Raw genomic sequence first — 21,203 nt, 5'->3', positions numbered from 1 at the left:
TTAACCCGCCCATCTTCACCAGGGCTTGAAACCGTGATGATTCCCTCCCCCTGGCGCGCCGATTTCCCGGCCATCGCCGCCCTGCAACGGCAAGACCAGACCTATCTGGACAACGCCGCCACCACGCAAAAACCCCAGGCCCTACTCGACGCGCTGGCGCATTACTACGCCAATGGCGCGGCCAACGTGCATCGTGCTCAGCATCTGCCCGGCGCCCACGCCACGCAGGCGTTCGAGGACAGCCGCCTGAAGGTTGCCCAGTGGCTGAATGCCGGTGACAGCGGGCAGATCATCTTCACCCACGGCGCCACCAGTGCGCTGAATCTCCTGGCTTACGGCCTGGAACATCTTTTCCTTCCAGGCGATGAAATTGTCATCAGCGCCCTGGAGCATCACGCCAATCTGCTGCCGTGGCAGCAACTGGCACAACGTCGCGACCTCAAACTGGTGATCCTGCCGCTGGACGATGACGGCGTGATCGACCTCGCTGCTGCCGTTCACCTGATCGGTCCGCGCACTCGCTTGCTGGCGGTCAGCCAGTTGTCCAACGTACTGGGCGCCTGGCAACCGTTGCCGGCACTGCTGGCAATGGCCAAGGCGCACAACGCGTTGACCGTGGTCGATGGCGCTCAAGGCGTGGTTCACGGCCGGCATGACGCGCAGGCGCTGGGTTGCGACTTTTATGTGTTTTCCAGCCACAAGTTGTACGGGCCCGATGGCCTTGGCGTGCTGTTCGGGCGCAACGCCGCGCTCGAACAACTGCGCCCGTGGCAGTTCGGTGGCGAAATGGTGCTGGAAGCCAATTATCACGACGCGCGTTTCCGCCCGGCGCCACTGGGTTTCGAAGCGGGAACGCCGCCGATTGCCAGCGTGATCGGCCTCGGCGCGACCCTCGATTATCTGGCCGGTCTGGATCAGGACGCCGTGTCCACCCACGAAGCGGCGCTGCACGACTATCTGTTGCGCGGCCTTGCTGCCCGCAATGGCATCCGTCTGCTGGGCAAGCCGCAACTGGCGCTGGTCAGTTTTGTCGTGGAAGGTGTGCACAACGCCGATCTTGCGCACTTGCTGACCGAACAGGGCATCGCCGTGCGTGCCGGACACCACTGCGCGATGCCGTTGCTCAAGCGTTTCGAACTGGCCGGGGCGATTCGTGTGTCGCTGGCGCTGTACAACGATTCCGAAGATCTGGAGCGGTTCTTTGAAGCGCTGGATCAGGCGCTGGAGCTGTTGCGATGAGCCTGCCGGTCGAGGCCGCCGACGCGCTGCAAACGTTTCAGAACGCCGCCGGCTGGGAACAGCGGGCGCGGCTGTTAATGCAATTTGGTGACCGCCTGCCGCCGTTGAGCGATGCGGACAAGTGCGAGGCCAATCGGGTGCACGGCTGTGAAAGCCAGGTGTGGCTGGTTGGAGAGTTGCGCGACGGTCACTGGCAATTCGCAGCAGGCAGCGATGCGCGGATGATTCGCGGATTGGTGGCGTTGTTGCTGTTGCGGGTCAACGGCTTGTCGGCCGCCGAGTTGCAGCAAATCGATCTGCCGGAGTGGTTCAATCAATTGGGACTGTCGCGGCAGTTGTCGCCGTCGCGCAGCAATGGCTTGAATGCCGTGCTGCAGCGGATGAACGAGCTGGCGCAGTAAAAGGGCTGCTGGGCAGCCCTATGCTTCAGGCCTGAGGCTTGACCCGATCCGCCGGTCGCCGCACGCCCGCCACAATCTTGTCTACGGCCTTGGTCGCCGCGACCATGCCGAACGTCGCCGTCACCATCATCACCGCGCCAAACCCGCCGGCGCAGTCCAGTTTCACGCCGTCACCGACAAAACTCTTCTGCAGGCAAATGCTGCCGTCCGGCTTCGGATAGCGCAGCTGTTCGGTGGAGAACACGCACGGCACGCTGTAATGGCGGGTCACGGTTCGCGAGAAACCGTAGTCACGGCGCAACGTTGAACGCACTTTCGAAGCCAGCGGATCGTTGAAGGTGCGGTTGAGGTCGCAGACCTGAATCAACGTTGGATCGATCTGTCCGCCAGCTCCACCGGTGGTGATGATCTGAATCTTGCGGCGCTTGCACCAGGCGATCAGCGCAGCCTTGGCGTTGACCGCATCAATGCAGTCGATCACGCAGTCGATGTTCGGCGTGATGTATTCGGCCATGGTGTCGCGGGTGACGAAGTCCGCCACGGCGTGCACCTTGCAGTCCGGGTTGATCCCGCGCAGACGCTCGGCCATCACCTCGACCTTGGGTTTGCCGACGGTGCTGTCGAGCGCGTGCAACTGGCGGTTGGCGTTGCTGACGCAGACGTCGTCGAGGTCGAACAGCGAAATCTCGCCCACCCCGCAACGGGCCATGGCTTCCGCCGCCCAGGAACCGACGCCGCCAACGCCGACAATCGCCACATGGGCTGCACGCAGGCGCTCAAGGCCCTCGATGCCATACAAACGGGCGATGCCTGCAAACCGCGGATCTTCTGTACTCATGACCATTACCCTGAAAACCGGCGCGCATTATAGGGCCGTCGGCGGCCAAGAGCATCTTTGCGCTATGAACGGCGAACGCGCCTGCTTTAATTGAAGCTGCACGTAACAAAGATTTGTCTTACACACTGAAACGAAAGAACTTAAGTCAGGTTGGATTGCCCAACGTCCGGCATTTCCCTGTCTCTTGTAGGACTCAGCGAACTGCCGGTGTAGGATGCGCGCCCTCCTGGCGTCAACCAGCCGACCCTTCGTTCCACAGCCTTTGGAACCCGACACAGCTATGTCATCGCGTAAATTTGGACTCAACCTGGTGGTGGTTCTGGCAATCGCCGCCCTGTTCACCGGTTTCTGGGCGCTGATCAACCGCCCCGTTTCCGCGCCGAACTGGCCGGAGCAGATCTCCGGTTTCTCCTATTCACCGTTCCAGCAGGGACAGTTCCCACAGAAGGATCAGTATCCGTCCGACGATGAAATGCGCCGCGACCTGGAGATCATGAGCAAGCTGACGGACAACATCCGCATCTACTCGGTCGACGGCTCCCTGCAGGACATCCCGAAACTGGCAGAAGAATTCGGCCTGCGCGTGACCCTGGGGATCTGGATCAGCCCCGACCAGGAGCGCAACGAGCGGGAGATCGCTAAAGCTATCGAGTTGGCCAACTCTTCGCGCAGTGTGGTTCGCGTGGTGGTCGGCAACGAAGCATTATTCCGGGAGGAAATCACGCCTGAGGCCCTGATCGTCCTGCTGGATCGTGTCCGTGCAGCGGTGAAGGTACCGGTCACCACCTCCGAACAATGGCATATCTGGGAGAAATACCCGCAACTGGCCAAACACGTCGACCTGATCGCCGCCCACGTCCTGCCTTACTGGGAATTCATTCCGGTGGACAAGGCCGGGCAGTTCGTTTTCGACCGCGCCCGCGACCTGAAAAAGATGTTCCCGAAAAAACCGCTGCTGCTGTCCGAAGTGGGCTGGCCGAGCAACGGCCGCATGCGCGGTGGCGCCGATGCGTCGCCGGCGGATCAGGCGATCTACCTGCGCACGCTGGTCAACAAACTCAACCGCCAGGGCTTCAACTACTTCGTGATCGAAGCGTTTGACCAGCCGTGGAAGGCCAGCGACGAAGGTTCGGTTGGCGCCTACTGGGGCGTGTTCAACGCCGCGCGCCAGCAGAAATTCAACTTCGAAGGTCCGGTGGTGGCGATCCCGCAATGGCGCGTGCTGGCCATCGGTTCGGTGGTGCTGGCGCTGCTGTCGCTGACCCTGCTGATGATCGACGGCTCGGCCCTGCGTCAGCGCGGCCGTACCTTCCTGACCTTTATCGCGTTTCTGTGCGGTTCGGTGCTGGTGTGGATCGGTTACGACTACAGCCAGCAGTACAGCACGTGGTTCAGCCTGACGGTGGGCTTCCTGCTGGCGCTCGGTGCGCTCGGGGTGTTCATCGTGTTGCTGACCGAGGCCCACGAACTGGCCGAAGCGGTGTGGATTCACAAACGCCGGCGTGAATTCCTGCCGGTGGTCGGCGATTCTGATTACCGCCCGAAAGTTTCGATCCACGTGCCCTGCTACAACGAGCCGCCGGAGATGGTCAAACAGACCCTCAACGCCCTGGCCAACCTCGACTATCCGGACTTCGAAGTCCTGATCATCGACAACAACACCAAGGACCCGGCGGTCTGGGAACCGGTGCGCGACTACTGCGAAACGCTCGGCCCGCGCTTCAAGTTCTTCCACGTCTCGCCTCTGGCCGGCTTCAAGGGCGGCGCGCTGAACTACCTGATCCCGCACACCGCCAAGGACGCCGAAGTGATCGCGGTGATCGACTCCGACTACTGCGTGCACCCGAACTGGCTCAAGCACATGGTGCCGCACTTCGCCGACCCGAAAATCGCCGTGGTGCAGTCGCCGCAGGATTATCGCGACCAGAACGAAAGCACCTTCAAAAAGCTCTGCTACGCCGAATACAAAGGCTTCTTCCACATCGGCATGGTCACCCGCAACGACCGCGACGCGATCATCCAGCACGGCACCATGACCATGACCCGTCGTTCGGTTCTGGAAGAACTGGGCTGGGCCGACTGGTGCATCTGTGAAGACGCCGAACTCGGTCTGCGGGTATTCGAGAAAGGCCTGTCGGCGGCGTATTACCACGACAGTTACGGCAAGGGTCTGATGCCGGACACCTTCATCGACTTCAAGAAACAGCGTTTCCGCTGGGCCTACGGCGCGATCCAGATCATCAAGCGTCACACCCGCAGCCTGCTGCGCGGCAAAGACACCGAGCTGACTCGCGGCCAGCGTTACCACTTCCTCGCAGGCTGGCTGCCTTGGGTGGCGGACGGCATGAACATCTTCTTCACCGTCGGCGCGCTGTTGTGGTCGGCGGCGATGATCATCGTGCCGCAACGGGTCGACCCACCGCTGCTGATCTTCGCGATCCCGCCGCTGGCGCTGTTCGTGTTCAAGGTCGGCAAGATCATCTTCCTCTACCGTCGCGCCGTGGGCGTGAACCTCAAGGATGCATTCTGCGCGGCACTGGCCGGTCTGGCGCTGTCGCACACCATCGCCAAAGCGGTGCTGTACGGCTTCTTCACCAGCAGCATTCCGTTCTTCCGCACCCCGAAAAACGCCGACAACCATGGCTTCTGGGTGGCGATTTCCGAAGCCCGGGAAGAGCTGTTCATCATGCTGCTGTTGTGGGGCGCGGCGCTGGGGATCTTCCTGGTGCAGGGCATTCCGAGCAACGACATGCGCTTCTGGGTGGCCATGTTGCTGGTGCAGTCGCTGCCGTACGTGGCGGCGCTGATCATGGCGTTCCTGTCGTCGCTGCCAAAACCTGCGGCTGCGCCTGAACCGGCACCGGTGGTCTAAATCCTCACCGATGCACTAAACGGCGGCCAATGGTCGCCGTTTTGCTTTAAGATAACCGCCATTTTGCGCGCCTTGCCCCCCAGCTTTCGGAGTTTTCCATGACGGCCCACGCCGACCTTTCGCCGACCCTTCAACTCGCCATCGACCTGATCCGCCGTCCGTCCGTGACGCCGGTCGACGCCGATTGCCAGAAGCAGATGATGCAGCGCCTGGGCGATGCCGGTTTCCAGCTGGAACCGATGCGCATCGAAGATGTGGATAACTTCTGGGCGACTCACGGCAAAGACGAAGGCCCGGTGCTGTGCTTCGCCGGCCACACCGACGTGGTGCCAACCGGTCCGGTTACTGCGTGGCAGATCGACCCGTTCAACGCAGTGATCGACGAGCACGGCATGCTCTGCGGCCGTGGCGCGGCGGACATGAAAGGCAGCCTGGCTTCGATGACAGTCGCCGCCGAGCGCTTTGTCGCCGACTACCCGGATCACAAGGGCAAGGTCGCGTTCCTGATCACCAGCGACGAAGAAGGCCCGGCGCATCACGGCACCAAGGCTGTGGTCGAGCGCCTGGCCGCCCGTAACGAGCGTCTGGACTGGTGCATCGTCGGCGAACCGTCGAGCACCACGCTGGTGGGCGACGTGGTGAAGAACGGTCGTCGCGGCTCCCTCGGCGCCAAACTGACCGTGCGCGGTGTCCAGGGCCACGTCGCCTATCCGCATCTGGCGAAGAACCCGATCCACCTCGCTGCCCCGGCTCTGGCCGAGCTGGCAGCCGAGCATTGGGATCACGGCAACGACTTCTTCCCGCCGACCAGTTTCCAGATTTCCAACGTCAACTCCGGCACCGGCGCGACCAACGTGATTCCGGGCGATCTGGTGGCGGTGTTCAACTTCCGCTTCTCCACCGAGTCGACCGTTGAAGGGCTGCAGAAACGCGTCGCCGACATCCTCGACAAGCACGGCCTGGACTGGCACATCGACTGGGCGCTGTCCGGTCTGCCATTCCTCACCGAGCCGGGTGCGCTGCTCGACGCGGTGTCGTCGAGCATCAAGGACATCACTGGCCGCGAGACCAAGGCGTCCACCAGCGGCGGCACCTCCGACGGTCGTTTCATCGCGACCATGGGTACGCAGGTTGTTGAGCTGGGCCCGGTCAACGCAACCATCCACCAGGTCAACGAGCGCGTGCTGGCGGCCGATCTCGACGTGCTGACCGAGATCTACTACCAGACCCTGATCAAGTTGCTCGTCTGATGCTCGCGTGCCCGATCTGCAGTGAACCGCTAAACGCGGTGGACAACGGCGTGGTCTGCCCCGCCGGCCACCGCTTTGACCGTGCGCGCCAGGGTTACCTCAACCTGCTGCCGGTGCAGCACAAGAACAGCCGCGATCCCGGTGACAATCAGGCGATGGTCGAGGCCCGCCGCGACTTTCTGAACGCCGGGCATTACGCGCCAGTGGCCAAGCGCCTGGCGGAACTGGCGGCGAGTTATGCGCCGGCGCGCTGGGTCGATATCGGTTGTGGCGAGGGTTACTACACCGCGCAGATCGCCGAGGCTTTGCCCGACGCCGACGGTTACGCGCTGGACATCTCGAAGGAAGCGGTCAAACGCGCCTGCAAACGCAACCCGGCGCTGACCTGGTTGATCGCCAGCATGGCCCGGGTGCCACTGGCCTCCGGCAGTTGCCAGTTTCTGGCCAGCGTCTTCAGCCCACTGGACTGGGAAGAGGCCAAACGCCTGCTCAGTGTTGGCGGCGGCCTGATGAAAGTCGGCCCGACCAGCGGCCATCTGATGGAACTGCGCGAGCGCCTGTACGACGAAGTGCGCGAGTACACCGACGACAAGCACCTGGCCCTGGTGCCGGAAAGCATGGCGCTGGCGCACAGTGAAACCCTGGAATTCAAACTGACGCTGGACAAGCCCGAGGATCGCGCCAACCTGCTGGCGATGACGCCCCACGGCTGGCGCGCCAGTGCCGAGCGCCGCGCGGCGGTGATCGAACAGCCCGAGCCGTTCGTGACCACGGTCTCGATGCGCTACGATTATTTCGTTCTTCAATAACTTTTGGTCCCGGGCAACGACCCGGGGCCGGCTAAATCCGCGAATGGATTTTTCAGACCCGCAGTGAGGATATCCATGCGCCAACCGGACATCGAGATTTACCTGAAAGACGCCGACGTCGACCACAAGGCCATTTCCGCCTGGCTGGGCGCCGCCCTCGGCCCGTGCAGCGACTGGGTACAGAAAGGTCAGACGTACAAGTGCAAGGCCGGCAACATCCCGGTGACCTGGCTGCCGAAAGCCGTGGGCAAGTGGAACAGCCTGTACCTGGAAAGCGATGCGACCCCTTGGGACGACGACATCGCCTGCGCCCGGGCAGCCTTTGCCGCGCTGAACGTCGAAGTGCGCTGTGCGCCGGGGACGTGGGTTGAAGAAGAAGGTGAAGAAACGGCGGATCGCTGGATCCGGATCAGCGCCGATGGTGAAGAAGAGATCACCTGGAAAACGGCTTAAAAACCAGCAACACAATGACAATGTGGGAGCGAGCCTGCTCGCGATTGCGTAGTGTCAGTCGATATCAAGGCTGACTGATACACCGCAATCGTCGGAACGCCGCCCGGAGCAGGCTCGCTCCCACAATGATTTTCGGTGTTCTGAAGATTTGCGTTACAGGCCTACAACGTCTTCAGCCTGCAACCCCTTCTGCCCTTCCACCACCGCGTATTCAACCTGCTGACCCTCGGTCAGCGAACGGTGGCCTTCGCCACGGATCGCGCGGTAGTGCACGAACACGTCCACCCCGTCTTCGCGCTGAATGAAGCCGTAGCCCTTGGCGTCGTTGAACCACTTCACGTTGCCGGTTTCACGTGTTGCCATCTGTTCATACTCCTTTTTTATTATTGAACAGGCTTTTCGCAGGAAAGCCTTTGAGGAACGTCAGCCTGCGTCCGACGTCCATAAAAGGGCCCCGGCGACAGATCGCCGAGTATATGACAGGCGGCAAAACTCTCAACAGGAGATTACTTCGCCGCTTTTTTGCCGATTTTCCGTGAATCCGGCAAACTGTCGACCGCCCGAGCAAACGCTCGGTTTATCCACTCACGCAGAAGCCGTATGACCCGTTCCCCGTTCCGCCGTCTTGTGTTTGGCACCTTGCGCCGACTGTTGTATCTCTGGGTTCGCTCCGAGACGATCAACCAGTCGTCGTTCACCCTCAACCTCGACCGCAGTCGTCCGGTGTTCTACGTCCTGCAAAATCCATCGCTGACTGATCTGGCGGTGGTCGACACCGAGTGCACCAAGGCCGGCCTGCCGCGCCCGGTGCTGCCGGTGTCCGTGGGTTCGCTGATCGAACCGGCAGCGTTTTTCTACCTGACGCCGGACCCGGACTGGCTCGGTCGCCAGGACAAGCGCGGTGCACCGCCGACCCTGACCCGACTGGTCAGCGCCCTCAGCCAGAACGCTGCCGAAGACGCGCAGATCATTCCGGTCAGCGTGTTCTGGGGCCAGTCGCCGGACAGCGAAAACAGTCCGTGGAAACTGCTGTTCGCCGACAGCTGGGCCGTCACCGGGCGTCTGCGTCGCCTGCTGAGCATCATGATTCTGGGGCGCAAGACCCGCGTGCAATTCTCCGCACCGATCCACCTGCGCGAACTGATCGAACACAACAAGGGCCACGAGCGCACGGTGCGCATGGCCCAGCGGATCCTGCGGGTGCACTTCCGCAACCTCAAGGCTGCAGTGATCGGTCCGGACATTTCCCACCGCCGCAACCTGGTCAAAGGCCTGCTCAACCAGCCGCTGGTCAAGCAAGCGATCCTCGACGAAGCCGAGCGCGAAAACATCTCCCCGGAAAAAGCCAAGGCCCAGGCCCTGCGCTACGGCAACGAGATCGCCTCGGACTACACCTACACCGCGATCCGTTTTCTGGAAGTGGTGCTGAGCTGGTTCTGGAACAAGATCTACGACGGGATCAAGGTCAACCACATCGAAGGCGTGCAGAAGGTCGCCCAGGGTCACGAAGTGATCTACGTGCCGTGCCACCGCAGCCACATCGACTATCTGCTGCTGTCGTACTTGCTGTTCCGCAATGGCCTGACCCCGCCGCACATCGCCGCCGGGATCAACCTCAACATGCCGGTGATCGGCAGCCTGCTGCGCCGTGGCGGCGCGTTCTTCATGCGCCGCACGTTCAAGGGCAATCCACTGTACACCTCGGTGTTCAACGAATACCTGCACACCCTGTTCACCAAAGGTTTCCCGGTCGAGTACTTCGTCGAGGGCGGTCGCTCGCGTACCGGGCGCATGCTGCAACCGAAAACCGGGATGCTCGCAATCACCATGCGCAGCTTCCTGCGCTCGGCGCGGATGCCGATCGTGTTTGTGCCGGTGTACATCGGTTATGAGCGCGTGCTCGAAGGCCGCACCTACCTCGGCGAGCTGCGTGGCGCGAGCAAGAAGAAAGAATCGATCTTCGACATCTTCAAAGTCATCGGCGCGCTAAAGCAGCGCTTCGGCCAGGTGGCGGTGAACTTCGGCGAACCGATCAAACTCGCGGAGTTCCTCGACAGCGAGCAGCCCGACTGGCGCCAGCAGGAACTCGGCCCGCAGTACAAGCCGGCGTGGCTCAACGAAACCACCAATCGCCTCGGCGAAAAAGTCGCGCAGCACCTGAACGAAGCGGCGGCGATCAACCCGGTCAACCTGGTGGCGCTGGCGCTGCTGTCGACCACCCGCCTGGCGCTGGATGATCGGGCCATGGCGCGGGTGCTGGATCTGTATCTGGCGCTGCTGCGCAAGGTCCCGTACTCGCCGCACACCACGTTGCCGGAAGGCGATGGCCGCGCGCTGATCGAGCACGTGAAGGACATGGATCTGCTGTCCGAGCAGAACGATGCGCTGGGCAAGATTCTTTATCTGGACGAGCAGAACGCCGTCCTGATGACCTATTACCGCAACAACGTGCTGCACATCTTCGCCCTGCCGGCGCTGCTGGCGAGCTTCTTCCAGAGCACCTCGCGCATGAGCCGCGAACAGATCCTGCGCTACACCCGCGCGCTGTATCCGTACCTGCAATCAGAGCTGTTCATTCGCTGGACGCTGGACGAACTGGATGCGGTGATCGATCAGTGGCTGGAAGCGTTCGTCGAACAAGGCCTGCTGCGTTTCGAGAAAGACGTGTACCTGCGCCCGGCACCGAGCTCGCGGCATTTCGTGCTGCTGACCCTGCTGTCGAAGAGCATCGCCCAAACCTTGCAACGCTTCTACATGACCGTTTCCCTGCTGCTCAACAGCGGCCAGAACAGCATCAGCGCCGAAGAGCTGGAAGACCTGTGCACGGTCATGGCCCAGCGCCTGTCGATCCTGCACGGCCTGAACGCACCGGAGTTCTTCGACAAGAGCCTGTTCCGCCACTTCATCCAGACCCTGCTCGACCTCGACGTACTGCGTCGCGACGAAGCCGGCAAGTTGAGCTACCACGAACTGCTCGGCGAACTGGCCGAAGGCGCGGCCAAACGGGTGTTGCCGGCGGAGATTCGCTTGTCGATCCGTCAGGTGGCACTGCATCGCAGCGAAGATGCGGCCGATCAGCCCGCCGCTCAGTCCGAGACCTGATGCAAACCTGTGGGAGCGGGCTTGCTCGCGAAAGCGGTTCAACATTCAACATCGCTGTTGGGTGACACACCGCCTTCGCGAGCAAGCCCGCTCCCACAATGAAAGGATATTTACCATGAAAAAAATGACCGTTCTCGCTGCCGCTGCCCTGCTCAGCGCCTGCCAGTCGACCTCACCGGCCGGCAAGGTCAGCCTCGACGGCGAAGTGTTCTACCTGCAACGCATCGCCCTGCCACCCAGTGCGACCTTGAGTGTGAGCCTGCAGGACGTTTCGCTGGCCGACGCTCCGGCCGTGGTACTCGACGAACAGAAAGGCCCGGTCAAAGGCCAGGTGCCGCTGCCGTTCCACTTGAGCTACGATCCGGCCCAGGTCAAACCCGGCCACCGCTACTCGGTCAGCGCGCGCATCGAAGTCAACGGCGAGCTGATGTTCATCACCACCGAAAACCATGCCGTGCAGCTTGATGGCAAGGATCCGCAGCCACTGAAGATCCGCGTCGACGCCGCCCGCTAACTCTCTCAACAAGGAAGCCGCCATGCTCCGTCCTACCCTTCGCTTCGCCGGCCTGTTCGCGGGCCTGATGATCTCCGCCAACGCACTGGCCCTGTCCCTCAGCGACCTGTCGCAAGGCGACGCCACCGGTGGCCTCAAGGATGCCCTGACCCAGGGCGCGCAACTGGCCGTCAAACAACTCGGCACCCCGGGCGGCTTCAGCAACAACCCGGACGTGAAGATCGAACTGCCGGGCAAACTCGGGAAAGTCGCCGGCAAGATGAAAGCCTTCGGCATGGGCGCTCAAGTTGAAGAACTGGAAACCGCCATGAACAAGGCCGCGGAAACCGCCGTCACCCAGGCCCAGCCTATCCTCGTCGACGCCGTGAAGAAAATGAGCGTGGAAGACGCCAAAGGCATCCTCAGCGGCGGCAACGACTCTGCTACTCAATACCTGGACAAATCCAGCCGCGAACAGATCCGCACCAAGTTCCTGCCGATCGTCAAGCAGGCAACCGACAAAGTCGGCGTAGCCCAGAAATACAACGCCTTCGCCGGCCAGGCCGCAACCTTCGGCGTGGTGGATGCGAAGAGCGCCAATATCGAAAGCTACGTGACCGAACAAGCGCTGAATGGCCTGTTCGAAATGATCGGCAAACAGGAAGAAACCATTCGCAAGAACCCGGCCGCTGCGGCGACGAGTCTGGCGAAAAAAGTGTTCGGTACGCTCTAAACCGGCACCACACGGGAGTGAGTTTTCTCACTCCCGTTGTTCAATCCGTCGCCAGCAGACACACGTAAAAAGTACACCCACTCGCGTCCCATTTTCTTCTTCTCGAAAACCTGCAGCTCAACCAACCCGCTCAACGCCGACACCGCTGTGTTGTAGGCACAACCAAGATGCTCCTTGACGTTCCCCGCCGTGAACTCCTTCGCCACCCCGCTCCTGGCCACCTGATAAATGGCCCGCTGCCGCTCTGTCAGCCGATCAAAAAAGCCCGAACAGGTCAACCAGCGCTCGAAGCCTTCGCTGTACGCCACACTCTTGCGGTACACATCGGTAAAACCCTCCACCGCCCGCAAAATCACCGAACACTGAAACTCGATGAAGTACGTCAGGTCGAGCTCATCAGCCTCGCTGTGCAAATACGACCGCCCGTACTTTACCGGCGCGTTGCGCAGTAAAAGACTGATCGCGATATAGCGGAATGCCGAAAACTCATGCTTGAACATGAACCAGTAAAACAGCGCCCTGGCGACCCGCCCGTTGCCGTCGCGAAAGGGATGTTCATAGCCCAGGGCAAAGTGAAGCGTGATCGCCTTGATCAGCGGATGCAGGTAGTTTTTTTGCCGAGGTGAACCCTGTGGTTGATTGATCCACTGCGAGAGCAAATCCAGTCGCCTCACCAATCCGACCGCAGGCGGTGGCGAGTGCACGGTATTTCCTTCGCCGTCCTGCACCACCACTTCATCGTTCGTCCTGAAAAGTCCGGGGTCGTACTGCGCGTCATCAATGCCTTCGACACCGACCCGATGCATCGACGCAATCAACCTCACGCTCAAAGGCTCGTAACGTTTTTCCCAGGCGAAATTCATCATCCGGTAATTACCCATGACCATCCGCTCATCCGGCGTCCGCGGCTGGCGCCGTTGCTTGAGCATGTCCTTGGCAACACGAGTGGTGGTCGCGGCGCCCTCCAGCTGACTGCTGCTGATCGCCTCATCCTCGATCAGATCGTTGAGCAGATAACTGAAATACGCCCGCTCGCCTATCTGGCTGGTCATGTATTCCAGCGACGCCGTCGTGGTTTGCCGATCAACCACTGAAAGGGCCTTCTGCGCGGTTGGCGTCGGCACAAACTTCCCCCACTGCGCCGGTTCCCCCAAACGCAGAAGATGAATGTACTGAGCGACACGCGCCTTCTTGACCAGCGCCCAACACAAACGCGAATCCAGCCCGCTGGCCCAGCGATACCGCAAATCCTCAAAAGGCAGATACCGCCCCTGATCATCCAGCGGCTTGAGCAACGCAAGATAGTCCGCCAGACGCTGCTTGTGAGGCGCGCGCATCAACAACTCAAAGACCGGATCGGCCCGACCTTTCAATACCGGCGGTTTCTTCATCAACGCTGCTCAACCAAGGCTGAAAAACAGCCTCGAGTACAGCACCGCCAACACAGCGACTCAATATCGGAGGCGTCTGAAAAAAACGTAGGAGACGGCGCAAGGTCCTACAAAGCTGCTTGCTCTCAAAAGAAATAGGTCGGCCCACAGACCGCCATCGCTAGCAGGCTAACTCCCACAGTTGAAACGGGTTTCCTCAAAAATATGACGTAGCCAACCCACTCAACACGATGAGCGTTAGCTCGAGTACAGCTCTTGACGTGCCGGCCCCATCGGAACGAAGGAACCCCGAGCCCCAGCGAGGGGCCGAACGCCGGGGCCCAGACCTTTGGTTCCTTTGGGCTGGGCCGGCACTCCGGCGTTTGCCAAAGGGACTCGCCGTAAGGGCGAAACCATAAGAAGCCGTTACCGCAGCAACGGATATGTACCCAAAACACCCAGAGCATGGCCGGCCCAAAGGCCGCCAAGCTCACCAAACCAAATCAAGACTCCTTGCGAACCCGGAACCAAGCCGCATACAACGCCGGCAAAAACAAAAGCGTCAAAGCAGTAGCAACAATCAACCCCCCCATAATCGACACCGCCATCGGCCCAAAAAACACACTGCGAGAAAGCGGAATCATCGCTAACACCGCCGCCAAAGCCGTCAACACAATCGGCCGGAACCGCCGCACGGTCGCCTCGATAATCGCCTGCCACGGCTTGAGCCCGGCGGCGATGTCCTGCTCGATCTGATCCACCAGAATCACCGAGTTACGCATGATCATCCCCGACAGCGCGATCGTCCCGAGCATCGCCACAAACCCGAACGGCTGACGGAACACCAGCAGAAACAGCGTCACTCCGATCAACCCCAGCGGCGCCGTCAGAAACACCATCGCCGTGCGTGAGAAGCTACGCAATTGCACCATCAGCAACGTCAGCACCACGACAATGAACATCGGCACCCCGGCGTTCACCGACTTCTGCCCACGCTCCGAATCCTCGACCGTACCGCCGACATCCAGCAGATAGCCGTCCGGCAATTCGGCGCGGATCGGATCAAGCGTCGGCATGATCTGCTTCACCAGCGTTGCCGGTTGTTCCTTGCCATAGATGTCCGCCCGCACGGTCACGTTCGGCAGACGATTGCGGTGCCAGATGATGCCTTCCTCGAAGCCATATTCCAGCGTGGCAATCTGCGACAGCGCGACGCTGCGACCGTTGTCGGTCGGCACCGCCAGACTCGGCAGCAACGACAGTTCGGTGCGCTCGTGCACGGTGCCGCGCAGGAGGATTTCGATCAGTTCGTTGTCCTCGCGGTACTGGCTGACGCTGGAGCCGGTCAGCGAACTCTGAAGGAATTTCGCCAGATTCGCCGTGCTCACACCCAGTGCCCGGGCGCGATCCTGATCAATGTTCAGGTACACGACCTTGCTCGGCTCTTCCCAGTCCAGATGCACATTCACCACATGCGGGTTCTCGCGCACCTTGGCCGCCACCTTGCGCGCCAAAGCACGGACTTCCTCGATGTGTTCGCCGGTGACGCGGAACTGCACCGGATAGCCAACCGGCGGACCGTTCTCCAGGCGCGTGACCCGCGAGCGCAAGGCCGGGAACTGCTCGTTCAACGTGTCGATCAGCCAGGTGCGCAGCGCTTCGCGCTCCTCGATGGTTTTCGCCAGAACGACGAACTGGGCGAAGCTCGCCGCCGGCAGTTGTTGATCCAGCGGCAGATAGAAACGTGGCGAACCGGTGCCGACGTAAGCGACATAGTTGTCGATGCCAGCGTGATCCTTGAGCATCGCTTCCAGCCGTTTGACTTCGGCCGTGGTATTGGCCAGCGAGGCGCCCTCGGCAAGCTTCAGATCGACCATCAGCTCCAGTCGCCCGGAAGCCGGAAAGAATTGCTGCGGCACGAACCGGAACAACGCCAGCGACGCAACAAATAGCAGCACGGTGAGCACGATCACGGTTTTGCGCCGACGTACGCACCACTCCACCAGACGCCGTACCCGTTGGTAGAACGGCGTGCCGTAGGGATCAGTGTGGCCGTCAGCCGTGCCGTGTTTGGCCGCGTGAATTTTCGCCAGATCCGGCAGGAGCTTTTCCCCCAGATACGGCACGAACACCACCGCCGCTACCCAGGATGCGAGCAAGGCGATGGTCACCACCTGGAAGATCGAGCGGGTGTATTCGCCGGTGCCGGATTGCGCCGTGGCAATTGGCAGGAAACCGGCGGCGGTGATCAGCGTACCGGTGAGCATCGGGAACGCGGTGCTGGTCCAGGCGTAACTGGCGGCTTTGATCCGGTCAAAGCCCTGCTCCATTTTGATCGCCATCATCTCCACGGCGATGATCGCGTCGTCCACCAGCAAACCCAGCGCCAGTACCAGCGCACCGAGGGAAATCTTGTGCAGGCCGATGCCGAGGTAATACATGCAGGCGAACGTCATCGCCAGCACCAGCGGAATGGTCAGCGCCACCACCATGCCGGTGCGCACGCCGAGGGAGAAGAAGCTCACCAGCAACACGATGGCCAGCGCTTCGACCAGCACCTGGACGAACTCGCCGACGCCGGTTTTCACGGCTGCGGGCTGGTCGGAGACCTTGCGCAATTGCATGCCGGCCGGCAGGTTTTTCTGGATGCGGGCGAATTCGATTTCCAAGGCCTTGCCCAGCACCAGAATGTCGCCGCCGTCCTTCATCGCTACCGCAAGACCGATGGCGTCTTCGCCCATGAAGCGCATGCGCGGTGCCGGAGGATCGTTGAAACCGCGCCGCACGTCAGCGACATCGGAGATGCGGAACGTACGATCCCCGACCCGGATCGGGAAGTTCTTGATCTCGTCGACTGTCTGAAAATTCCCCGACACCCGCAGCTGCAAACGCTCGCTGCCGGTTTCGAAAAACCCTGCGGTGGACACCGCGTTCTGTTCCTCCAGCGCCTGCTGCACGGCTGCCAGCGGCAAGCCGAGGGTGGCGAGTTTGACGTTGGACAGCTCGACCCAGACCTTCTCGTCCTGCAAACCGAGCAGATCGACCTTGCCCACGTCCTTGACCCGTTGCAGCTGGATCTGGATGCGGTCGGCGTAATCCTTGAGCACCGCGTAGTCGAAACCGTCGCCGGTCAGCGCATAGATATTGCCGAAGGTGGTGCCGAACTCATCGTTGAAAAACGGCCCCTGAATGCCCGGCGGCAGGGTCTGGCGAATGTCGCTGACTTTCTTGCGCACCTGATACCAGAGATCCGGAATCTCCACCGAATGCATCGAGTCGCGGGCAATGAACGTGACCTGGGATTCACCGGGGCGCGAGAACGAAACAATCCGCTCGTACTCGCCGGTTTCCATCAGTTTCTTTTCGATGCGTTCGGTAACCTGGCGCGAGACTTCCTGAGCCGTTGCGCCGGGCCAGCGGGTCTGGATGACCATCGCCTTGAAGGTGAACGGCGGGTCTTCGCTCTGGCCGAGCTTGGTGTAGGACAAGGCACCGACAATCGCCAGCAAAAGCATCAGGAACAGTACGATCTGGCGATTGCGCAGCGCCCAGGCGGAAAGATTGAAACCCATCGGGGATTACTCCTTGTCCGCCAGATTGACCACGCGGTTGGAGCGATCCACCGGACGCACCTGCTGCCCTTCCAGCAATACGTGAACGCCAGCGGCGACCACCCAGTCGCTGGCGTTCAGGCCTTCGAGCACCGGCACGGTTTTCTCACCGAACGGGCCGACGCGCACCGGGGTCTTTTTCAGGGTGTTGTTGGCGCTGACGACCCAGACGTAGGTCGCGCCGTTTTCGGCAGTCAGTGCCGAGAGCGGCACCGACAGCGGGATGACATCGGCGGTCTGCACGAAGACCCGGGCGCTCTGGCCCAGTTCTGCCGGGACCTTGCCGGCGGTGAATGAAATGCGTGCGGCGAAGGTGCGGGATTTCGGATCGGCTGCCGGCGACAGCTCGCGGATCTGCCCGGCGAAGCGCTGGTTCTGTTGCGTCCACAACTCCACCGAGACTGGCTGGCCGACCTTGAAGCGGCCGAAGCTCTGCTCCGGCAGGCTGATCAGCACTTCCCGTTCGCCGTCAGTGGCGAGAGTGAAAACGGTCTGCCCGGCGGCGACCACCTGCCCGACCTCCACCGAACGCTTGGCCACCACGCCATCCTGGGGCGCGCGCAGCACGGCGTAACTGGCCTGATTGGTCGAGACGTTGAATTCGGCCTTGATCTGTTTGAGGCGGGCTTCGCCGGAGCGGTAGAGATTTTCGGCATTGTCGTAGGCCGAGCGGCTGACCATCTGCCGTTCCATCAGGGTCTTGTAGCGGTCACGCTCGGCACGCACCAGGTTCAGGTTGGCTTCGGCGGCCGCAACCTGGGCCCGGGTGGCTTCCAGTTGCAGGCGTACATCCTGCGGATCGAGCTCGGCGAGTGGCTGATCGGCCTTCACCCGCTGACCTTCGTCGACCAGTCGTCGGCTGACTTTGCCGCCGATGCGGAACGCCAGATCGGGTTCGTAGCGGGCGCGAACCTCACCCGGATAACTTTCCATCGCCTGCGCCGAAGGCTCTGGCTGCACCACCATGGCCGGTCGCACGCTGACTTGCGTCACCTCTTCCTTGCCACATGCCGACAATAAAAACGCCAGACTGACTGGCACCGCAAAGGACAACGCATGGCGGAACATGGTGAAGGACCTTTCGCTAAGGAGGCTTGGAATAATTATACTGGCCGGTATGTTATTAATAGCAAACTCACCAGTCCAGTATTAAAAGCGAAGAATGTCGAACAATCTTTCCACTCCAAACGGCCCGGGCCGACCGAAGGATCCGGCCAAGCGCCAGGCGATTCTCGAGGCGGCGAAAATCCTGTTCCTGAGTCATGGCTATGCCAACACCAGCATGGACGCGGTGGCCGCCGAGGCTGGCGTGTCGAAGCTGACGGTCTACAGCCATTTCAACGACAAGGAGACGCTGTTTTCCGCCGCCGTAGTGGCCAAATGCGAGGAGCAATTGCCGCCGCTGTTCTTCGAATTGCCGGACGGCATCGCGGTGGAAAATGTGTTGCTGAACATTGCGCGAGGCTTTCACCACCTGATCAACAGCGATGAATCGGTGAACCTGCATCGTCTGATCATGGCCTTGGGCAGTCAGGATCCCAACCTGTCACTGATCTTCTTCGAGGCCGGCCCTCAGCGCATGGTGCAGGGAATGGAACGTTTGCTGCGGCGGATTCACGAAACCGGCGTGCTGAGCATCGACAACCCGCACAACGCCGCCGAGCACTTCTTTTGCCTGATCAAGGGCGCCGGGAATTTCCGCCTGTTGTACGGCTGCGGTGAGCCGCTGACCGGCGAGGCGGCGGAAAGTCATGTGCAGGAAGTGGTCGGGCTGTTCATGCGGGCTTTTCGACCCTGAAAACAAAAATCCCACGCCATGCGTGGGATTTTCTTATGCGACGGCTCAGGCCTTGAGCGCTTTCTTCGGGTAGATGTCATAGCGGCTGGATTTGCCATCCAGCGCATGGCTCGGCTTCGGCCCTTCGATGCACGGCGCCTTGCGCGGGCGCTTGACCACCACCCGGTGCGTGGCCAGCGCCAACGCCGCTTCCAGCAAGGCCGGTGCATCCGGGTCATCGCCTACCAACGGGCGGAACAGGCGCATTTCCTTCTTCACCAGCGCGGTTTTCTCACGGTGCGGGAACATCGGGTCGAGGTAGATCACCTGCGGCGGCTCGCCCTCCCAATTGCGCATCACGTCGATGGAGTTGCCCTTGAGCAGCTTCATCCGCGCCACGATCGGCGCCACCTCGAAGTCTTCCGCAGCGCGGGCCAGACCATCCTCCAGCAACGCGCCGATCAATGGCTGACGCTCGATCAGGCTCATCTCGCAACCGAGGCTGGCCAGCACGAACGCATCCTTGCCCAGCCCTGCCGTGGCATCCAGCACCCGAGGACGCACGCCCTGGGCGATGCCGACCGCCTTGGCGATCATCTGCCCACTGCCGCCGCCGTACAACCGGCGATGGGCCGCACCGCCCTCGACGAAGTCGACCCGCACCGGTCCCGGCGCATCCGGCCCCAGTTGTTGCAGCTGCAAACCCTGCTCGCCGACCTGCAGGGCAAACTCGCCATCAGCCACCTGCAACGGCAGGTTCAGGCGTTGCGCCCACTGCTCGGCCTGCGCTTCGAACGTCGGGCCGAGGGCCTCGACATGGATGCGGCAGGCCGCGGGTTGCTCAATCATGGAAAACACGCTCAAAAAAGTTAAGGATCGGCAAAAACCGCCGATAACCCAATCAACGCGCATTTTGCCAGAGCTGAGCGTCAACCGAAAAAAATGTCAGGCATTCTTCCCACATCGATTGGCTACATTTCGCCCACAGGCGACTTCAGCCGTCATAACACTCAAGCATTGGGCGGCGTCAGCCACCTGTGGCAGGATTTCTTTGCCCAGGCACTGGCCGAACAATCGAGTGATGTGGTGCCGGCCTGCGGCACGTTCCCACCGATTGACCTGGAAAGCCCTGAAGAACCGACTGTCGGCAGCGAACTGCACGCGCACATCGTCAGCCAGCGTGAATGCGATGTGGTTGAAACCGAGGTGCGTCCGCCGGAGCCGCTGTTCCTGCCGATTGCCGAGATCGACATGACGCTGGCCGAGCCGTACCCTCCGTTCCCGCCAGAAGAAATCAAGACTCAGCAAAAGCAGCAGGATTTCGACAGCAGCTGGGTTCGTCCGGTCGTGATCAACAACGGCCAGCCGATTCCGGAGCCAGGCCCTGCCCCGCAGAAAAAACCGCTGTACCTGCCGATTGCCGAGTTCGACCTGGATCTGCTGCAGCCGTACCCGCCATTCCCGCCGGAAGCCATCGTCGAGCAGCAGAAAGCCCTGGACTTCGATAACGGCTGGGTACGCCCAATCGTTCAGCAGAACCTGCGCATCGCCGCCTGATTCCTCAGCGACACACGCTCCAGCGCCCGACATCGACATGAAAGTGATTGCGATGGGCGGCGTTGTAATCCGGACTCAACACCACACTGAACACCTCGCAGGCGCCATCGCGCACCTGACGTAGAAACTGCGCGTCTTGGTTTTGCTTCGGCCAGTCCTTGAGCACGCTGATCGCACGACCATCCGCCAGGCGGAAGCCGGCGATGTCCAGGGCATCGGCGCTGGCGTGGCGGCTGAGCGCGCCGCTCTCGCGGTTGTAGACGTTGCGGCAGGCAAAGCTGCCAAGATGATCGACCCGCGCCACGGATTGACCGTAGACCTGCTGCGCCGCCGGTTGCAACGTATGGCGCTCGAACATCGCAAACGCCACGGCCAACGGGCAACTGGCGAGAAAGCTGCTGCTGAGCCCCACCCCGCCGCCCTGCACGCGCAAAGCGCTGATCAACGGACATTTGGCATCCGGACTGTCGGCCTGTGGCGAAACCCGCAGGCCAGAGCTGCCCAATGCCTGCTGGCACAACAGCGGATCGCTGCGCAGGCGCATCAACTTGTAACCCGTGAGCCAGTTGGGCGTCGCCTGCACGTCCAGCGGCGCCCACGGGTTCCACTGCGGCGGCACATCGAGCCAACCGCGCCAGACGCCGATCAGCCCGCCACCGATGATCAGCAGGCCTGCCAACACCAGCCAGCGCCCCATG

General features: G+C 61.6%; 18 protein-coding genes. 11 read left to right on the top strand and 7 right to left on the bottom strand.

Annotated features, from left to right (window positions below; translation table 11 throughout):
• Positions 1-33: 33 nt before the first annotated feature.
• Together K3819_RS05650 and K3819_RS05645 are read left to right on the top strand one after the other, a co-directional pair.
• On the top strand, positions 34-1,239 hold the full coding sequence (locus K3819_RS05650; protein ID WP_221398803.1) for an aminotransferase class V-fold PLP-dependent enzyme: 1,206 nt from the start codon (positions 34-36) through the stop codon (positions 1,237-1,239).
• On the top strand, positions 1,236-1,640 hold the full coding sequence (locus K3819_RS05645) for a SufE family protein (RefSeq protein ID WP_085612283.1): 405 nt from the start codon (positions 1,236-1,238) through the stop codon (positions 1,638-1,640). The genes K3819_RS05650 and K3819_RS05645 overlap by 4 nt, the downstream gene beginning before the upstream one ends.
• A 25-nt stretch (positions 1,641-1,665) precedes the next feature.
• On the opposite strand, the gene tcdA is transcribed toward K3819_RS05645, so the two are convergent.
• Positions 1,666-2,484: a tRNA cyclic N6-threonylcarbamoyladenosine(37) synthase TcdA gene (gene tcdA / locus K3819_RS05640; protein WP_039769652.1), complete on the bottom strand. Its 819-nt coding sequence runs from the start codon at positions 2,482-2,484 to the stop codon at positions 1,666-1,668.
• 274 nt (positions 2,485-2,758) lie between these two features.
• On the opposite strand from tcdA, the gene K3819_RS05635 reads away from it, so the two are divergent.
• The 4 genes from K3819_RS05635 to K3819_RS05620 all read left to right on the top strand — a co-directional run bounded on the left by K3819_RS05635 (position 2,759) and on the right by K3819_RS05620 (position 7,862).
• Entirely contained in the window at positions 2,759-5,350 is a 2,592-nt protein-coding gene (locus K3819_RS05635) for a glycosyltransferase (protein WP_085612282.1), read from the top strand.
• A 98-nt stretch (positions 5,351-5,448) separates the two neighbouring features.
• Positions 5,449-6,600, top strand: coding sequence for a succinyl-diaminopimelate desuccinylase (gene dapE, locus K3819_RS05630; protein ID WP_221398802.1), 1,152 nt, complete (start codon positions 5,449-5,451; stop codon positions 6,598-6,600).
• Complete coding sequence (locus K3819_RS05625; protein ID WP_221398801.1) at positions 6,600-7,409, top strand: putative RNA methyltransferase; 810 nt, start codon at positions 6,600-6,602, stop codon at positions 7,407-7,409. Before dapE ends, K3819_RS05625 begins: the two co-directional genes overlap by 1 nt.
• 75 nt (positions 7,410-7,484) lie before the next feature.
• Positions 7,485-7,862 (top strand): hypothetical protein, encoded by a 378-nt coding sequence (locus tag K3819_RS05620; protein ID WP_039769649.1) that lies wholly within the window; start codon positions 7,485-7,487, stop codon positions 7,860-7,862.
• A 153-nt stretch (positions 7,863-8,015) separates the two neighbouring features.
• Here K3819_RS05620 and K3819_RS05615 read toward each other — a convergent pair whose 3' ends face one another.
• A complete protein-coding gene (locus tag K3819_RS05615) occupies positions 8,016-8,225 on the bottom strand; it encodes a cold shock domain-containing protein (RefSeq protein ID WP_007954750.1) in 210 nt (69 codons plus the stop codon).
• Between the two features lie 237 nt (positions 8,226-8,462).
• Between K3819_RS05615 and plsB the strand changes: the two genes are divergently transcribed.
• The 3 genes from plsB (at position 8,463) to K3819_RS05600 (ending at position 12,190) form a co-directional block, all read left to right on the top strand.
• Entirely contained in the window at positions 8,463-10,964 is a 2,502-nt protein-coding gene (gene plsB, locus K3819_RS05610) for a glycerol-3-phosphate 1-O-acyltransferase PlsB (protein WP_221398800.1), read from the top strand.
• A gap of 115 nt (positions 10,965-11,079) precedes the next feature.
• The gene (locus K3819_RS05605) at positions 11,080-11,478 is read left to right on the top strand and encodes a YbaY family lipoprotein (protein ID WP_221398799.1); all 399 of its coding nucleotides are present in this window, start codon (positions 11,080-11,082) and stop codon (positions 11,476-11,478) included.
• A gap of 22 nt (positions 11,479-11,500) precedes the next feature.
• Complete coding sequence (locus tag K3819_RS05600; RefSeq protein ID WP_221398798.1) at positions 11,501-12,190, top strand: DUF4197 domain-containing protein; 690 nt, start codon at positions 11,501-11,503, stop codon at positions 12,188-12,190.
• Here the strand turns inward: K3819_RS05600 and K3819_RS05595 are convergent.
• The 3 genes from K3819_RS05595 to K3819_RS05585 all read right to left on the bottom strand — a co-directional run bounded on the left by K3819_RS05595 (position 12,187) and on the right by K3819_RS05585 (position 18,239).
• The gene (locus tag K3819_RS05595) at positions 12,187-13,581 is read right to left on the bottom strand and encodes a Fic family protein (RefSeq protein ID WP_221398797.1); all 1,395 of its coding nucleotides are present in this window, start codon (positions 13,579-13,581) and stop codon (positions 12,187-12,189) included. The genes K3819_RS05600 and K3819_RS05595 overlap by 4 nt on opposite strands.
• Positions 13,582-14,063: 482 nt before the next feature.
• Complete coding sequence (locus K3819_RS05590; RefSeq protein ID WP_221398796.1) at positions 14,064-17,132, bottom strand: efflux RND transporter permease subunit; 3,069 nt, start codon at positions 17,130-17,132, stop codon at positions 14,064-14,066.
• Positions 17,133-17,138: 6 nt separating this feature from the next.
• Positions 17,139-18,239: an efflux RND transporter periplasmic adaptor subunit gene (locus K3819_RS05585; protein ID WP_221398795.1), complete on the bottom strand. Its 1,101-nt coding sequence runs from the start codon at positions 18,237-18,239 to the stop codon at positions 17,139-17,141.
• A 94-nt stretch (positions 18,240-18,333) separates the two neighbouring features.
• Between K3819_RS05585 and K3819_RS05580 the strand changes: the two genes are divergently transcribed.
• Positions 18,334-18,969 (top strand): TetR/AcrR family transcriptional regulator, encoded by a 636-nt coding sequence (locus K3819_RS05580; protein ID WP_085612275.1) that lies wholly within the window; start codon positions 18,334-18,336, stop codon positions 18,967-18,969.
• 45 nt (positions 18,970-19,014) lie between these two features.
• Here K3819_RS05580 and K3819_RS05575 read toward each other — a convergent pair whose 3' ends face one another.
• Entirely contained in the window at positions 19,015-19,797 is a 783-nt protein-coding gene (locus K3819_RS05575) for a class I SAM-dependent methyltransferase (RefSeq protein WP_064593732.1), read from the bottom strand.
• Positions 19,798-19,890: 93 nt separating this feature from the next.
• Here K3819_RS05575 and K3819_RS05570 point away from each other — a divergent pair, with 93 nt between their 5' ends.
• Positions 19,891-20,505, top strand: a complete 615-nt coding sequence (locus K3819_RS05570; RefSeq protein ID WP_221398794.1) for an energy transducer TonB — start codon at positions 19,891-19,893, stop codon at positions 20,503-20,505.
• Between the two features lie 4 nt (positions 20,506-20,509).
• Here the strand turns inward: K3819_RS05570 and K3819_RS05565 are convergent, their stop codons facing one another.
• On the bottom strand, positions 20,510-21,202 hold the full coding sequence (locus K3819_RS05565; RefSeq protein ID WP_085612273.1) for an extensin family protein: 693 nt from the start codon (positions 21,200-21,202) through the stop codon (positions 20,510-20,512).
• Between the last annotated feature and the right edge of the window lies 1 nt (position 21,203).

Source organism: Pseudomonas sp. 3-2, from assembly GCF_019710535.1.
GTDB lineage: Bacteria > Pseudomonadota > Gammaproteobacteria > Pseudomonadales > Pseudomonadaceae > Aquipseudomonas > Aquipseudomonas pharyngis.
The sequence above is the reverse complement of the archived record's forward strand: the minus strand, read 5'-3'. Positions and strand labels throughout refer to the sequence as shown.

Coding starts and splice junctions, on each gene's coding strand:
- K3819_RS05615 (WP_007954750.1), bottom strand. CDS start 8,225: ATGGCAACACGTGAAACCGGCAACGTGAAGTGGTTCAACGACGCCAAG.
- dapE (WP_221398802.1), top strand. CDS start 5,449: ATGACGGCCCACGCCGACCTTTCGCCGACCCTTCAACTCGCCATCGAC.
- K3819_RS05645 (WP_085612283.1), top strand. CDS start 1,236: ATGAGCCTGCCGGTCGAGGCCGCCGACGCGCTGCAAACGTTTCAGAAC.
- K3819_RS05600 (WP_221398798.1), top strand. CDS start 11,501: ATGCTCCGTCCTACCCTTCGCTTCGCCGGCCTGTTCGCGGGCCTGATG.
- K3819_RS05580 (WP_085612275.1), top strand. CDS start 18,334: ATGTCGAACAATCTTTCCACTCCAAACGGCCCGGGCCGACCGAAGGAT.
- K3819_RS05585 (WP_221398795.1), bottom strand. CDS start 18,239: ATGTTCCGCCATGCGTTGTCCTTTGCGGTGCCAGTCAGTCTGGCGTTT.
- K3819_RS05590 (WP_221398796.1), bottom strand. CDS start 17,132: ATGGGTTTCAATCTTTCCGCCTGGGCGCTGCGCAATCGCCAGATCGTA.
- tcdA (WP_039769652.1), bottom strand. CDS start 2,484: ATGGTCATGAGTACAGAAGATCCGCGGTTTGCAGGCATCGCCCGTTTG.
- K3819_RS05570 (WP_221398794.1), top strand. CDS start 19,891: ATGTCAGGCATTCTTCCCACATCGATTGGCTACATTTCGCCCACAGGC.
- plsB (WP_221398800.1), top strand. CDS start 8,463: ATGACCCGTTCCCCGTTCCGCCGTCTTGTGTTTGGCACCTTGCGCCGA.
- K3819_RS05620 (WP_039769649.1), top strand. CDS start 7,485: ATGCGCCAACCGGACATCGAGATTTACCTGAAAGACGCCGACGTCGAC.
- K3819_RS05635 (WP_085612282.1), top strand. CDS start 2,759: ATGTCATCGCGTAAATTTGGACTCAACCTGGTGGTGGTTCTGGCAATC.
- K3819_RS05575 (WP_064593732.1), bottom strand. CDS start 19,797: ATGATTGAGCAACCCGCGGCCTGCCGCATCCATGTCGAGGCCCTCGGC.
- K3819_RS05565 (WP_085612273.1), bottom strand. CDS start 21,202: ATGGGGCGCTGGCTGGTGTTGGCAGGCCTGCTGATCATCGGTGGCGGG.
- K3819_RS05605 (WP_221398799.1), top strand. CDS start 11,080: ATGAAAAAAATGACCGTTCTCGCTGCCGCTGCCCTGCTCAGCGCCTGC.
- K3819_RS05595 (WP_221398797.1), bottom strand. CDS start 13,581: ATGAAGAAACCGCCGGTATTGAAAGGTCGGGCCGATCCGGTCTTTGAG.
- K3819_RS05625 (WP_221398801.1), top strand. CDS start 6,600: ATGCTCGCGTGCCCGATCTGCAGTGAACCGCTAAACGCGGTGGACAAC.